The sequence below is a fragment of the Nonomuraea sp. NPDC048826 genome (assembly GCF_043198225.1).
Taxonomy (GTDB): Bacteria; Actinomycetota; Actinomycetes; order Streptosporangiales; family Streptosporangiaceae; genus Nonomuraea.
The window spans coordinates 1-12,503 of record NZ_JBICUQ010000005.1; the positions used below are offsets into that span (position 1 = coordinate 1).

Consider the following 12,503-nt stretch of genomic DNA (forward strand, 5'->3'; position numbering starts at 1 on the left):
TTACATTCCGAACCCGGAAGTTAAGCTTCTCTGCGCCGATGGTACTGCACTCGGGAGGGTGTGGGAGAGTAGGTCACCGCCGGACAATCTTTATATGAGGGAAGGCCCCGAGCTTGTGCTCGGGGCCTTTTCTATTTCTAGGCTTTGTTGCAAGGGCTTCGACGTGGCGTCGAGGCCCTTTCTTCATGTCAGGGGCCGTTCCCAGGGGTCAAGGGGCCAGGAGGAGCGGTTCGATGCGGAAGGGGATCTGGGTCGACAGGGTGATCGTGGTGTCGGTGCGTTGGACGGCGGGGGACGTCAGGATGTCGGCGATGATCGCCTGAAGGTGGTCGGTGCTCTTGGCGACGACCCGGCACAGCAGGTCGTGCTGGCCGCTGGTGCCGTGCACCTCCAGGATCTGCGGCACCGCGCCGAGTGTCTCCACCGCTTCGGCCAGGCGCCCCTGAGCGATCTGCAGCCATACGAACGCCAGGATCGGGTGGCCGGCGCGGGCGGGGTCGACCGTGGGGCCGAAGTCCGCGATCACCTTCTTGGCGATGAGCTTGTCGAGGCGGGCCTGGACGGTGCCGCGGGCGACGCCGAGCCGGCGGGCGAGCTCGGTGAGGCCGATGCGCGGATGGGCGCGCATGGTCACGAGTAGTCGAGCGTCGAGATCGTCCACGGCAGGCTCCTCAAAGGCTGAGCGATTCGACCAGAAATATCGCCATAGATCGTACGGAATTGAGCGTATCGCGTAGCCGAACTGACAGCTCTTGCCAGATCGGCGGGGACTTGCTGTCATCTGGGGCATGTTCGAGGAAGCGCAGTATTTCGCCCCGGTCGCCACCCAGGACGACGGGTCGGTGGTGGTCGAGCTGGCCGCGTCCCATCCCGGGTTCGCGGATTCCGTGTACCGGGCGCGGCGCAACGCGATCGCGGCGCTGGCCGTCGGCTATCAGCGTGGGACGCCGATCCCGGTGGCCGAGTACACCGAGCAGGAGCACGAGGTCTGGGCCCTGGTCAGCCGCGAGCTGGCGATCAAGCATCGCGCGTACGCGACCGCCGAATATCTCGACGCGACCCAGAGGCTCGGGCTGCCCACGACCCGGATCCCGCAGTTGCAGGAGGTCAGCGAGTTGCTGGAGCCGCTCACCGGGTTCCGCTACCTGCCTGCGGCGGGGCTGGTGCCGCTGCGGGAGTTCTACGGCGTGCTGGCGGACGGGTACTTCCACTCCACGCAGTACATCCGCCATCATTCCGTGCCGTTCTACACGCCGGAGCCGGACGTGGTGCACGAGGTCATCGGGCACGCCAACGCGCTCGCCAGCGACCGGTACGCGGCGCTCTACCGGCTGGCCGGCCAGGCGGCGCGGCGGGTGGAGAGCGAGGAGGCGCTGGAGTTCATCTCGAAGGTGTTCTGGTTCACGCTGGAGTTCGGCGTGATGCGGGAGGCCGGGGAGCTCAGGGCGTACGGGGCGGGCATTCTCTCCTCGTACGGGGAGATCGAGGAGTTCCGGGGCATGGACATCCGGCCGCTGGACGTGGCGGTCATGGGGACGACTCACTACGACATCACGAAATATCAGGATGTGTTGTTCGCGGCCGAGTCACTGACGCATCTGGAGGACGTGGTCGGCGGGTTCTGGACCACGTGTGACGACGACTCGATCGCCGGACTGCTGGCCGAGCGTCGCCAGCACGCCTAGCGAGGTGGTGCGGTCTTCGTGATAATTCATGGATGATCGCGGGCCGGGGACGCGGGTTACCACGGGTGATCATGGTGCTGGCGCTCTTGTGGAGCCTCGCCGCACCGGCGCTCGCCGCGGCCCCCGGCCCCGCCCGCGCCAGGGCTCCGGCCGACGACGTGGCCGAGGCGCTGGGGCCTCCGGTCACCCCGGCGGGCCTGCCTTGGAAGAGCGGAGTCCTCGGCGACATCGGGGAGGGCCCGCCCGGCCGGGGCAGAGAAGGTGGCGTCAAAGCGATCGGCCGTATCGAAGAAGGCGTCAGGACGATCGACCGGGTGCGCGCGATCGACGCCGAGAAGCTCACCCGGCGCCTGGAGCGCTATCTCGCGGGTCGGCCCGGCCTGGCCACGGCCATGGTCAAGGATCTCACCACCGGGCGCGTCTACGGCTATCAGCGTCGTCGAGCGGTGATCACCGCCAGTACGGCCAAGGTTCAGATTCTCATGGCGCTGCTCCTCCGTACTCCTTGGAAGAAGTTGCCGAAGGCGGTCAGGCGGGACGCGGAGGACATGATCCGGTACAGCGACAACCATGCCGCCGACCGGCTCTGGTTACGCATCGGCGCCGCGCCGGGGTTCACCGAGGCGGGCCGGAAGCTCGGTCTGCGTCATACCCAGGGCGTGCCCGGCACCTGTGTCGATCTGTACTGCTGGGGGATCACCCGGACGTCGGCCGAGGATCAGGTCCGGCTGCTCAAGGCGCTGGTGTCGGAGCGGAGCCCGCTGCCCGCCGCCGATCGCGGGCGGGTGCTCCGGCTCATGGGGGAGGTCGTCGACGGGCAGGACTGGGGGATCAGCGCGGCGCGGTGCCGGGGGGATCGGGTGGCGCTGAAGAACGGGTGGCTCAAGCGGGTGTCCACGGAACGCTGGGCCGTCGTCAGCGCGGGACTGATCCGCGGCGGCGGCCATGACTACGCGATCGCCGTGCTCACGGAGGGCAGCGCTGAGGTCGGGTACGGGATCGCGACCGTCGAGGGCGTCGCTGAGGAGATCATGAAGGCATTCCGACGCTGCCCGAAGTGACGGCCACCCGCCGAAGAAGACGGGCCGCACGTCCGCTGACGAAGACGGCCGCCCGCCCGTCGGAGTGCCGCCTGCTCGTCCGCGGTCCCGAGTGCCGTCCGCCCGCTGGAGTGCTGTCCGCTCGCTGGGGTGACGGTCGGCCGCCGGGTGAGAGTCGGGCGCTGAGGCGAGGGCCGTTCACGGGGGTGACGGCTGATCTCGGAGGGGTGAGGAACGTCCGGTGGGTGACGGCTGATCTCGGAGGGGTGAGGAACGTCCGGTGGGGTGACGGCTGATCTCGGGGGGTGAGGGCCGTTCGCCGGGTGACGGCTGCTGCTGGTTCGCGCGGTGACGCCCGCTCTGGGGTACGCTCGCCCGCCGGGGTGAAGGTGGCCCGCCGGGTGGGGCCGCTCGCCAGGTAAGGACGGGGCGCCTGGCGGGGGACCCTTTCCAGAAGGTGACGCTCGCCGAAGCCGACGGGCGGTCGGTGAGGTGAGTGGGTGGGCGCGGGAGTTTTGCGTGGTGGCGGGGTGGCCTGGAGGGGCGGTGGGTCAGGGGGAAGGGCACGATAGAGGCATGACATCTCCGACCTACCGCGTGTGCGTGGTGTGCATGGGCAACATCTGTCGTTCGCCGATGGCCGAGGCGGTGCTCCGCAGGGTGCTGGCCTCTCATGGGCTGGGTGAGCGGGTGATCGTGGAGAGTGCGGGCACCGGTGGCTGGCACGCCGGCGGTCCGATGGACCAGCGGGCCTTGCGGGTGCTGGCCGAGCACGGGTACGACGGGTCCGAGCACGTCGCCCGGCAGTTCACCGCCGACTGGTTCGACCGTTACGACCTGGTGCTCGCCATGGATCGCGACAACGCGGCGTTCCTCGGCCGGATGGCGCCGCCGGGCGTGGAGGTGCGGCTGTTCCGTTCCTTCGACCCGGACGCGCCGGCGGGGGCCGAGGTGCCCGATCCGTACTACGGCGGCGAGGAGGGGTTCGTCGAGGTGCTCTCGCTGGTCGAGACCGCGTCCCAGGGCATCGCCAAGCACATCGCCGATGAGATCGACTGACGACCTGGGCATGTCCCACGGGTGGCGGCTGCAGCGGGGCGTGCTGGACGACGGGCGGGTGGTGTTCGCCAAGACGGGGGCCGCCTCGCCGGTGTTCGCCTCGGAGGCGGCGGGGCTGCGCTGGCTGGGCGAGGTCATCGCGGTGCCCGAGGTGATCGAGGCGGGCGCGGACCGGCTGGTCCTGTCGTGGGTGGACGAGGAGCGGCCGTCGGCCGCCGCGGCCGAGCGGTTCGGTCGTGAGCTGGCGCGCCTGCACCTGGCCGGGGCCGACGCCTTCGGCGCGCCGTGGCCGGGGTTCATCGCGGAGCTGCCGATGGACAACGCGGCTTCCGCCGACTGGCCGGCCTTCTACGCCGAGCGGCGGGTGCTGCCGTTCGCCCGGATGGCGGGGCTGCCGTCCGGCGACCTGGCGCTCGTCGACCGGGCGGTGGAGCGGTTCGCCGAGGTGGCCGGGGAGCCGGAGCCGCCCGCCCGCATCCACGGAGACCTGTGGAGCGGCAACCTGATGTGGTCCGGCGGCCGGGTCGTGCTCGTCGATCCCGCGGCCCATGGTGGTCACCGCGAGACCGATCTGGCCATGCTCGCGTTGTTCGGCGCCCCGTACCTGGACCGGATCCTGGCCGCCTACCAGGAGGAGGCGCCGCTCGCGGACGGCTGGCGGGAGCGGGTGCCGCTGCATCAGCTGCACCCGCTGCTCGTGCACGTGGTGCTGTTCGGCGGGTCGTACCACGGCAGCCTGATGGACGCCGTGGCCCGGGTGCTCGCGCTCTAGGCGTTGAGCCGCCTGATGACCTCGTCGTGCAGCAGGCCGTTCGTGCACACCAGGCTGCCGCCCTCCAGGCCGCGCACGCCCGCCGTGTCGGTCCAGCGGCCGCCGGCCTCCTCCACGATGACCGTGAGCGCCGCCATGTCCCACGGTGACAGCTCCGGCTCGGCCGACAGGTCCACCGAGCCCTCGGCCACCATCATGTGCGACCAGAAGTCTCCGTACGCGCGCGTACGCCAGCAGGCGCGGCCCAGGTCGAGGAAGCCGTCGAGGCGGCCGGTCTTCTCCCAGCCGCCGAAGCTGGAGTAGGAGAAGGACGCGTCCTGCAGAGCGGAGACGGACGAGACGCGCATCCGGCTCGCCTTCGTCAGGCTCTTGCCGGTCCACGCGCCGCCTTCGGTCGCCGCCCACCAGCGCCGGCCCAGCGCGGGAGCCGACACCAGGCCGACCACGACCTTGCCGTACTCCATGAGGGCGATCAGCGTCGCCCAGACGGGGACGCCGCGCACGTAGTTCTTGGTGCCGTCGATGGGATCGATGATCCAGGACCTGGCGCCCCAGCCGGTCTTGCCGAACTCCTCGCCCACCACCGCGTCACGCGGTCTGGCCCGGCGCAGCGTGTTGCGGATCGCCTCCTCGACGGCCCGGTCGGCGTCGCTGACCGGGGTGAGGTCGGGCTTGGTCTCGACCTTGAGATCGACCGCCTTGAACCGGCGCATCGTCATGTCGTCGGCGGCGTCCGCCATGACGTGGGCGAGGCGGAGGTCGTCGTGGTATCCCTGCACGATGTGTCACGCTACCGTGCCGCCTGTGTCGAACACAGGTTACCCGTGGCGGCTTTTCTGGTAGGTCCGCTTTTCGATTACCCGCTAGTAGCATGCCTGGCATGTCCCTCGACATCGGCGATCTGCTGCTTCAGACGGTGCCCTTCGCCCGCACCCTCGGCATCACCTTCGACTCCGCCGCCGACGGGCGTGCCGTCTGCCGCCTTCCGGACCGGGCGGACCTGCACAACCATGTGGGCGGGCCGCACGCGGGCGCGCTGTTCACGCTGGCCGAGTCGGCGTCCGGCGCCGCGATGCTCACCGCTTTCGGCGACCAGCTCAGCCGGGCGGTCCCGCTGGCCACCGCCTCGACCGTCCGCTACCTGAAGCTGGCCAAGGGTGAGATCGTCGCGTCGGCGCGGCTGCTGGCCGAGCGGGACGAGGTGGTGGGCCGGCTAGACGCGGGGGAGCGGCCGGAGTTCGATGTCGAGGTCGAGGTGACGAACGAGGAAGGCACGGTGGTGGCCACCCTCACCGTCTCCTGGACTCTCCGCCCCACGACCTGACGCCCGCCGGCGCTACGGGCGCGGCGAGAGCTGGTCGGGGGCGTCGTCGAGGCCGCCCTCGCGGCTCGACAGGAGGCGCCGGAGCGACTCCAGCCTGGCCCGGTCGGCGTGACCGTCGGCCACCCAAGCGTCCAGGGCGCAGCCGTCGGTCAGGTGGGTGCAGCCCTTGGGACACGCGACCGCGCCCTCCACCAGGTCGGGGAAGGCCGCCAGGACCGTCTCGACGGACACGTGGGCCAGCCCGAAGCTGCGCACGCCCGGCGTGTCGATGATCCACCCGCCTTCGGGCAGCTCCAGCGCGACGGCCGAGGTGGAGGTGTGGCGGCCCCGCCCGGTGACCGCGTTGACCTGGGAGACGGCCCGGTTGGCGTCGGGGACGAGCGCGTTGACCAGGGTCGACTTGCCCACCCCGGAGTGGCCGACCAGCACGCTGATGCGGCCCTTGAGGTGCTCGCGCAGCTCGTCGAGCGAGCCGCCCCGGTGGACCACGACGTGCGGCACCCCCAGCGGGGCGTACTGGGCCACCAGGTCGTCCGGGGGCGCCAGGTCCGACTTGGTCAGGCAGAGCAGCGGGTCGATCTCCGCGTCGAACGCCGCCACGAGGATGCGGTCGATCATCCGCGGCCGGGGCGGCGGATCGGCCAGCGCGGTCACGATGACGAGCTGGTCGGCGTTGGCCACCACGGGCCGCTCGATGCCGTCGGTGTCTTCGGTGTCGTCGGCCGAGCGCCGGAGCATGGACGTGCGCGGCTCCACCCGCACGACCCTGGCCAGCGAGTCGGGCCGGCCGGAGACGTCGCCCACGAGCGCCACCCGGTCGCCCACCACGATGCCCTTGCGGCCCAGCTCGCGGGCCTTCATGGCCACCACCAGGCGGCGCTGCTGCTTGCGCTTGGCCTCCACGAGCGTGGTGTAGCGGCCGCGGTCGACCGCCACCACGAAGCCCTGCTCCGCGTCCTCGTGGGCAGGGCGGATGCGGGTCCGCGGCCTGGAGCCCTTGCCCGGCCTGACCCGCACGTCGTCCTCGTCGTACTCCCGCCTTCTCAGCGATCCACTCCCATGACCTCGCCGCTTCGTCCGGAGGGCTCGCATACCCCGCGATGGCGGCGGCATCCGCGCACGGCGGTCACCGATCGCCCAGCATGGCGGCCCACATGCGCGCGAACTCCGGAAGGGTCTTACCCGTCGTGGCGATGTTCTCCACCTCGACGCCGGGAACCGCGAGGCCGATCACCGCGCCGGCGGTGGCCATGCGGTGGTCGTCGTAGCTGTGGAAGAGGCCGCCGTGGAGCGGGCGGGGGCGGATGACGAGCCCGTCGTCGGTCTCCTCGGCGTCGCCGCCGAGCCGGTTGATCTCGGTGACCAGCGCGGCGAGCCGGTTGGTCTCGTGGCCGCGCAGGTGGGCGATGCCGCGGATGCGGCTCGGCGTGCCGGCGAGCGCGGCCAGCGCCGCGATGGTCGGGGTCAGCTCGCCCACCTCGCGCAGGTCGGCGTCGATGCCCGCGATCTCGCCGGTGCCGCGCACCACGAGGTCGGCGGCCCCTTCGGCCTTCTCGGACGAGGGCTCCAGCCGGACGTCGGCGCCCATCCGGGCGAGCAGGTCGCGCAGCGCGTCGCCCGGCTGGGTGGTCTCCAGCGGCCAGCCGGGGACCGTCACCGTGCCGCCGGTGACGAGCGCGGCGGCCAGGAACGGGGCCGCGTTGGACAGGTCGGGCTCCACCAGCCACTCGCGGGCCGCGATCGGGCCCGGCTCGACGCGCCATACGTCGGGCTCGCTGTCGTCGACCCGGACGCCCGCGGCGCGGAGCATGTGGACCGTCATCTGGATGTGCGGCTGCGAGGGCACCGGCGGACCGACGTGGCGGATCGCCACCCCCTTCTCGAACCGCGCGGCCGCCAGCAGCAGCCCCGAGACGAACTGCGAGGAGGTCGAGGCGTCGACCGTCACCTCGCCGCCGGTGAGCGGCCCGTGGACGGTGAACGGCAGCGCGTCGCCGTCGACCCGCGCGCCCAGCGCCCGCAGCGCGCCGAGGATCGGGCCCATCGGCCGCTTGCGGGCGTGCGGGTCGCCGTCGAAGGACACCGGCCCGTCGGCGAGCGCGGCCATCGGAGGCACGAACCGCATGACCGTGCCGGCCAGCCCGGCGTCGATGTGCGCGCCGCCGCGGACCGGCCCTGGCGTGACCGCGTAGTCGACGCCGGAGGCGGTCTCGGCCGAGGTCGTGAGCGTGGCCCCGAGAGCGCGCAGGGCCGCGGCCATGAGGTCGGCGTCGCGGCTGCGCAGCGCGCGCCGGACGACCCCGGGACCGTCGGCGAGCGCGGCGATGACCAGCGCCCGGTTGGTCACCGACTTCGAGCCGGGCAGCGAGATGGACGCCGTGACGGGGGCGTCGGCGTGCGGGGCGGGCCAGTGGACGTCGGACATGGTCAAAGCCTACTGGCCCGGCGCGCACGCCCAGGAAGACGAAACCGCCGTCGTCGCGGGGGCGACTCGTACATGCGAGCGAAAGACCGACGTGGCAGTGTGGAGTCATGTGCGGGAGATACGCGTCGGCGCGCGACAAGCACCAACTCCTCGAGGAGTTCCAGGTGGAGCAGGACGCCGACCCTGACAAGGAGCTGGGCGCCGACTACAACGTGGCGCCGACCAAGAACGTCTACGCCGTCCTGAGCCGGGTGCCCAAGGAGGCCGAGCGGGCGGTGCGGCAGTTGCGGGTGGTCAAGTGGGGGCTGGTGCCCGCCTGGGCCAAGGACCCGTCGGTCGGGTCCCGGATGATCAACGCCAGGGCCGAGACGCTGGCGGAGAAGCCGTCCTACCGGCAGGCGTTCGCCAAGCGGCGCTGCCTGCTGCCCGCCGACGGCTACTTCGAGTGGATGCCGGTGGAGGGCGACAAGAAGAAGAAACAGCCGTACTTCATCCACCCCTCCGACGGCGGGGTGCTGGCGATGGCGGGGTTGTACGAGTTCTGGAAGGACCCGAACCGTGCCGACGACGACCCGCTGAAGTGGCTCGTCACCTGCACGGTGATCACGACCGACGCCGAGGACGACCTGGGCCGCATCCACGACCGCATGCCGATGATGATCGAGCGGGAGCGCTGGGGCGAGTGGCTCGACCCCAAGGTCACCGACACGGAGCAGGCGCAGCGGCTGCTGGTCCCCGCCCAGCCGGGCAGGCTCACCGCCCATCCGGTCAGCACCGATGTCAACAACGTGCGCAACAACGGCCCAGGTCTCATCGAGCCGCTGCCGGAGGACGGGGAAAGCGCTCTTTTCTGAAGGTGTAAGGAGCGCACGAAGCGGGCATCCGGTGAGGAAAGCAATGGCATCCGTTTACTGGCTGTCACCGCTTATCAAAGGCCCCTAAATCGCACCGCGCGGGATTACCGGGGACTCCCGCTGCGGGCTGCCCCCACTTTCCCGGAGGTGCGGATCCGTGGACGTCACGACCGCTCGTGAGCGACTGGAAGACATGCTCTCCGAACTCGATCGATCGATCGGGGTGTTGCAGGGCGACCCGGTGGCGATCCGTGACCGCTCCGCCGCCGACGCCGGCTCCGACCTGACCGACGCCGATCGCGCCCGGGCGATGCTGACCGTCGCGACCACGCAGCGCAGGGCGGTGATCGACGCCATCAAGCGGCTGGACGAAGGCACCTACGGGCGGTGCGTCGACTGCGGAGGGCTGGTGCCGGAAGGCCGGTTGGAGGCCCGTCCGGAGGCGGCCCGGTGCGTGCAGTGCCAGGGCAAGCGGGAGCGCAGGCGCTGAGCGAGCGGTGACCGCTCAGCGCTTGCGCGCGCTGGCCACCAGGTGGATGCCGACCGTGTCGTCCTCGTCCGGACGCGCGTCGAGCTCGGTGCGCACGAGATAGGACAGGGTCCGGGTGTCGGACCCGAGCACGTGGTCGACCGTCGAGGGCGACAGCACCGTGCGCGGGCGCACCCACTCGACCTCCAGGCCGGCGCCCGTCAGCAGCTCGCGCAGCTGCGTGCTGCTGAAGCAGCGGGTGATGCTGCCGTCGGGCCACGGCACCAGCATGACCTCGCCGGTCTGCCGCAGGTGTTGCCACTGGCCCTGCTCGGCCAGGATCGCCATGCCCAGCACCAGGGAGTCGACGCACACCAGAGCCCGCCCGCCGGGCCGGAGCACGCGCGCCACGTCGCTCATCGCCGACTCGGCCATCAGCTCGATCGACATCGCGCGTTCCTCGGCGACCACCGCGTCGACGCTCTCGTCGGGCAGGAAGGACAGGTCGTCGGCGCGCACGTGGCGCACCAGCCCCGCGTCGCGCAGCCGGCCCCCCTCGGCGGTGCGGCGGAAGTCGAGCACCTCGATCACGCGGTGGCCCGCCCGCGCGGCCTGGCTGGACCAGCGGCCGCGGCCGCCGGAGAGATCGAGGACGACGGACGGGTCGGCGGGAAGCCACCTGCTGAGCTGCTCGGCGACGACGGCGTGGTAAAAGGTCCAGTACGGCCCCAACGTTCCTGAGCCGTTGAGTTCCTCGGCCGGAATGGGCAGCACGCGCGACTCCTGGGTTCCGGATAATGGCTACCAGCCGGTACGTATGGTTTTCCCCGCACCGGGTTGTTCGTCACTTCTATCTTGCGGGAACAGACGGAGACGCGGGTGTGTTGCGACGAGCATGCTCACATTGCTCGACCCCGTCCCCGGCGACCGGCCGGTCACCGCCGAACGGGTATTCTCCCCTGAGTACGGTGTTCCGTCACAGGCGGTCACCGGTGATCTTAGGGGGGTGGGTCCGGTGCCCGCGACTGGCGCGGAGACTCTGGAGCAGCGGAGCGAGCGGTTCGAGCGTGACGTCATGCCCTACCTCGAGCAGCTCTACTCGGCCGCGCTCCGGATGACCCGAAACCCCGCTGACGCCGAGGACCTGTTGCAGGAGACCTTCGCCAAGGCGTTCGCGTCCTTCCACCAGTTCCAGGAAGGCACCAACCTCAAGGCGTGGCTCTACCGGATCCTCACCAACACGTTCATCAACTCGTATCGCAAGAAGCAGCGCGAGCCCAAGCAGGCCGGCACCGAGGAGATCGAGGACTGGCAGCTCGCGCGGGCCGGCTCCCACACGTCGAGCGGGCTCAAGTCCGCCGAGGTGGAAGCGCTCGAGCACCTTCCCGACGGCGACGTCAAGGAGGCCCTGGCGGCGCTGCCCGAGGAGTTCAGGATCGCGGTCTACCTCGCCGACGTCGAGGGCTTCCCGTACAAGGAGATCGCCGACATCATGGGCACTCCGATCGGCACCGTGATGTCCAGGCTCCATCGGGGGCGCAGGCAGTTGCGCGGCCTCTTGGAAGACTACGCTCGTGACCGGGGCCTGGTCCCGACGGAGGGATCGAAATGAGCTGTGGCAAGCCGCATGAGACCGACTGTCGTGACGTGCTCGACAGGGTCTACGAGTATCTCGACGGCGAGCTGACCGCCGGAGACATCGCAGACATCCGCGTGCATCTCGACGAGTGCGGCCCCTGCCTGGAGGAGTACGACCTCGACAAGGCGATCAAGCAGCTGGTGGCCAAGAAGTGCGGCTGCGACCCCGTCCCCGACGACCTGCGCGACAAGGTGCTTGCGCGTATCGCGCGAGTGAGGGCCGAGCTGTCCGACTAGGATCTCCCCATGCGCGTGCTCGTCACCGGGGGTGCCGGATTCATCGGGTCCAATCTCGTCGACCGCCTGCTCGCCGAAGGGCATGAGGTCGCCGTCGTCGACGACCTGTCCTCCGGCGGCCACGACAACCTCGCCCAGGCGACCGACACCGGCCGGCTGAGGCTGCACGTCCTCGACATCCGCGACCCCGCGCTCGTCGCCCTGGCGGCCGAGATCCGGCCGGAGGTCGTCTGCCATCTCGCGGCGCAGATCAGCGTGCGCAGGAGCGTCGCCGACCCGGTGGCCGACGCCAGCCTCAACGTCACCGGCACCGCTGCCGTGCTCGCCGCCGCGCGCGAGGGCGGTGCGCGCAAGGTGGTGTTCGCCTCGTCCGTGGCCGTCTACGGCAGGCCCCAGACGATCCCGGTGCCCGGCGACGCCCCCACCGACCCGCGTTCCCCTTACGCCGCCTCCAAGCTGAGCGGCGAGACCTACCTGGCCGCCTTCCGCGGGCTGTACGGGATGGAATACACCACGCTCGTGCTGGCCAACGTCTACGGGCCGCGTCAGTCGCCCGAGGGCGAGGCGGGGGTGGTGTCGATCTTCACCGACGCGCTGCTGGCCGGCACCCCCACGGTCGTCTACGGCGACGGCACGCAGACCCGCGACTACGTCTACGTCGACGACGTCGTGGAGGGCTTCGTCCGGGCGTGCGGCTCCGACGGCGACGGCCGCCGGTTCAACCTCGGCACCGGCATCCAGACCACCGACCGCAGGCTCCACTCGCTGATCGCCGACGCCGCCGGCGCGCCCGACAAGCCGGGCTTCGCCCCGCCCCGCCCCGGTGACCTGCCGGCCATGGCCGTCGACCCGGTGCCCGCCTACGAGGGCCTCGGCTGGGAGCCGCGGGTCGACCTGTCGACCGGCGTGAAGCTCACGGTCGAGTGGGCCAGGAGTCGCCGCAGGTAGTTGTTCGATTACGCTTTGCTTGCGATTCGCGACTCGGCCGGTCAGCGGGCGG

Annotated in this window: 15 protein-coding genes and 1 rRNA gene; 11 read left to right on the forward strand and 5 right to left on the reverse strand. The window is 71.0% G+C overall.

Annotated features, from left to right (window positions below; translation table 11 throughout):
- Positions 1 to 85: ribosomal RNA gene (gene rrf, locus ACGFI7_RS18325) — 5S ribosomal RNA — on the forward strand; the annotation flags it as partial.
- 123 nt (positions 86 to 208) lie between these two features.
- Here rrf and ACGFI7_RS18330 read toward each other — a convergent pair.
- A complete protein-coding gene (locus ACGFI7_RS18330; RefSeq protein ID WP_393405710.1) occupies positions 209 to 661 on the reverse strand; it encodes an Lrp/AsnC family transcriptional regulator in 453 nt (150 codons plus the stop codon).
- A 127-nt stretch (positions 662 to 788) separates the two neighbouring features.
- Here ACGFI7_RS18330 and ACGFI7_RS18335 point away from each other — a divergent pair, with 127 nt between their 5' ends.
- From ACGFI7_RS18335 to ACGFI7_RS18350, 4 genes are all read left to right on the forward strand, one after another.
- Complete coding sequence (locus ACGFI7_RS18335; protein WP_393405712.1) at positions 789 to 1,685, forward strand: phenylalanine 4-monooxygenase; 897 nt, start codon at positions 789 to 791, stop codon at positions 1,683 to 1,685.
- A 32-nt stretch (positions 1,686 to 1,717) separates the two neighbouring features.
- The gene (locus ACGFI7_RS18340; protein WP_393405714.1) at positions 1,718 to 2,746 is read left to right on the forward strand and encodes a serine hydrolase; all 1,029 of its coding nucleotides are present in this window, start codon (positions 1,718 to 1,720) and stop codon (positions 2,744 to 2,746) included.
- Between the two features lie 555 nt (positions 2,747 to 3,301).
- Complete coding sequence (locus ACGFI7_RS18345) at positions 3,302 to 3,784, forward strand: low molecular weight protein-tyrosine-phosphatase (protein ID WP_393405716.1); 483 nt, start codon at positions 3,302 to 3,304, stop codon at positions 3,782 to 3,784.
- Positions 3,771 to 4,556 carry a fructosamine kinase family protein gene (locus ACGFI7_RS18350; RefSeq protein ID WP_393405718.1) on the forward strand — a complete coding sequence of 262 codons (786 nt, stop codon included), beginning with the start codon at positions 3,771 to 3,773 and terminating at the stop codon, positions 4,554 to 4,556. Before ACGFI7_RS18345 ends, ACGFI7_RS18350 begins: the two co-directional genes overlap by 14 nt.
- Here ACGFI7_RS18350 and hisN read toward each other — a convergent pair.
- A complete protein-coding gene (hisN, locus tag ACGFI7_RS18355; RefSeq protein WP_393405720.1) occupies positions 4,553 to 5,335 on the reverse strand; it encodes a histidinol-phosphatase in 783 nt (260 codons plus the stop codon). The two genes, ACGFI7_RS18350 and hisN, sit on opposite strands and share 4 nt — an antisense overlap.
- A 92-nt stretch (positions 5,336 to 5,427) precedes the next feature.
- Here hisN and ACGFI7_RS18360 point away from each other — a divergent pair, with 92 nt between their 5' ends.
- Complete coding sequence (locus ACGFI7_RS18360; protein WP_393405722.1) at positions 5,428 to 5,880, forward strand: DUF4442 domain-containing protein; 453 nt, start codon at positions 5,428 to 5,430, stop codon at positions 5,878 to 5,880.
- A 12-nt stretch (positions 5,881 to 5,892) separates the two neighbouring features.
- On the opposite strand, the gene rsgA is transcribed toward ACGFI7_RS18360, so the two are convergent.
- Together rsgA and aroA are read right to left on the reverse strand one after the other, a co-directional pair.
- Positions 5,893 to 6,972: a ribosome small subunit-dependent GTPase A gene (gene rsgA / locus ACGFI7_RS18365; RefSeq protein ID WP_393405724.1), complete on the reverse strand. Its 1,080-nt coding sequence runs from the start codon at positions 6,970 to 6,972 to the stop codon at positions 5,893 to 5,895.
- A gap of 34 nt (positions 6,973 to 7,006) precedes the next feature.
- Positions 7,007 to 8,305 carry a 3-phosphoshikimate 1-carboxyvinyltransferase gene (gene aroA, locus ACGFI7_RS18370; RefSeq protein ID WP_393405726.1) on the reverse strand — a complete coding sequence of 433 codons (1,299 nt, stop codon included), beginning with the start codon at positions 8,303 to 8,305 and terminating at the stop codon, positions 7,007 to 7,009.
- A 107-nt stretch (positions 8,306 to 8,412) separates the two neighbouring features.
- On the opposite strand from aroA, the gene ACGFI7_RS18375 reads away from it, so the two are divergent.
- Both ACGFI7_RS18375 and ACGFI7_RS18380 read left to right on the forward strand, forming a co-directional pair.
- Positions 8,413 to 9,159 (forward strand): SOS response-associated peptidase, encoded by a 747-nt coding sequence (locus tag ACGFI7_RS18375; protein WP_393405728.1) that lies wholly within the window; start codon positions 8,413 to 8,415, stop codon positions 9,157 to 9,159.
- Between the two features lie 157 nt (positions 9,160 to 9,316).
- Entirely contained in the window at positions 9,317 to 9,649 is a 333-nt protein-coding gene (locus ACGFI7_RS18380; RefSeq protein WP_393405730.1) for a TraR/DksA family transcriptional regulator, read from the forward strand.
- A gap of 15 nt (positions 9,650 to 9,664) precedes the next feature.
- Here the strand turns inward: ACGFI7_RS18380 and ACGFI7_RS18385 are convergent, their stop codons facing one another.
- Entirely contained in the window at positions 9,665 to 10,402 is a 738-nt protein-coding gene (locus tag ACGFI7_RS18385) for a class I SAM-dependent methyltransferase (protein WP_393405732.1), read from the reverse strand.
- 121 nt (positions 10,403 to 10,523) lie between these two features.
- On the opposite strand from ACGFI7_RS18385, the gene ACGFI7_RS18390 reads away from it, so the two are divergent.
- Genes ACGFI7_RS18390 through ACGFI7_RS18400 form a run of 3 tightly spaced genes read left to right on the forward strand, consistent with a single transcriptional unit; the run spans position 10,524 to position 12,451 of the window.
- On the forward strand, positions 10,524 to 11,240 hold the full coding sequence (locus tag ACGFI7_RS18390) for a sigma-70 family RNA polymerase sigma factor (RefSeq protein ID WP_393405734.1): 717 nt from the start codon (positions 10,524 to 10,526) through the stop codon (positions 11,238 to 11,240).
- The gene (gene rsrA / locus ACGFI7_RS18395) at positions 11,237 to 11,503 is read left to right on the forward strand and encodes a mycothiol system anti-sigma-R factor (RefSeq protein ID WP_393405736.1); all 267 of its coding nucleotides are present in this window, start codon (positions 11,237 to 11,239) and stop codon (positions 11,501 to 11,503) included. The genes ACGFI7_RS18390 and rsrA overlap by 4 nt, the downstream gene beginning before the upstream one ends.
- A gap of 9 nt (positions 11,504 to 11,512) precedes the next feature.
- A complete protein-coding gene (locus ACGFI7_RS18400) occupies positions 11,513 to 12,451 on the forward strand; it encodes an NAD-dependent epimerase/dehydratase family protein (protein ID WP_393405738.1) in 939 nt (312 codons plus the stop codon).
- The last annotated feature ends 52 nt before the right edge of the window (positions 12,452 to 12,503 follow it).

What these genes read in the sequence shown, in the direction of transcription:
- ACGFI7_RS18335 (WP_393405712.1), top strand. Translation starts at nt 789, where the DNA reads ATGTTCGAGGAAGCGCAGTATTTCGCCCCGGTCGCCACCCAGGACGAC.
- ACGFI7_RS18340 (WP_393405714.1), top strand. Translation starts at nt 1,718, where the DNA reads ATGATCGCGGGCCGGGGACGCGGGTTACCACGGGTGATCATGGTGCTG.
- ACGFI7_RS18345 (WP_393405716.1), top strand. Translation starts at nt 3,302, where the DNA reads ATGACATCTCCGACCTACCGCGTGTGCGTGGTGTGCATGGGCAACATC.
- ACGFI7_RS18350 (WP_393405718.1), top strand. Translation starts at nt 3,771, where the DNA reads ATGAGATCGACTGACGACCTGGGCATGTCCCACGGGTGGCGGCTGCAG.
- ACGFI7_RS18360 (WP_393405722.1), top strand. Translation starts at nt 5,428, where the DNA reads ATGCCTGGCATGTCCCTCGACATCGGCGATCTGCTGCTTCAGACGGTG.
- rsgA (WP_393405724.1), bottom strand. Translation starts at nt 6,972, where the DNA reads ATGCGAGCCCTCCGGACGAAGCGGCGAGGTCATGGGAGTGGATCGCTG.
- aroA (WP_393405726.1), bottom strand. Translation starts at nt 8,305, where the DNA reads ATGTCCGACGTCCACTGGCCCGCCCCGCACGCCGACGCCCCCGTCACG.
- ACGFI7_RS18375 (WP_393405728.1), top strand. Translation starts at nt 8,413, where the DNA reads ATGTGCGGGAGATACGCGTCGGCGCGCGACAAGCACCAACTCCTCGAG.
- ACGFI7_RS18390 (WP_393405734.1), top strand. Translation starts at nt 10,524, where the DNA reads ATGCTCACATTGCTCGACCCCGTCCCCGGCGACCGGCCGGTCACCGCC.
- rsrA (WP_393405736.1), top strand. Translation starts at nt 11,237, where the DNA reads ATGAGCTGTGGCAAGCCGCATGAGACCGACTGTCGTGACGTGCTCGAC.
- ACGFI7_RS18400 (WP_393405738.1), top strand. Translation starts at nt 11,513, where the DNA reads ATGCGCGTGCTCGTCACCGGGGGTGCCGGATTCATCGGGTCCAATCTC.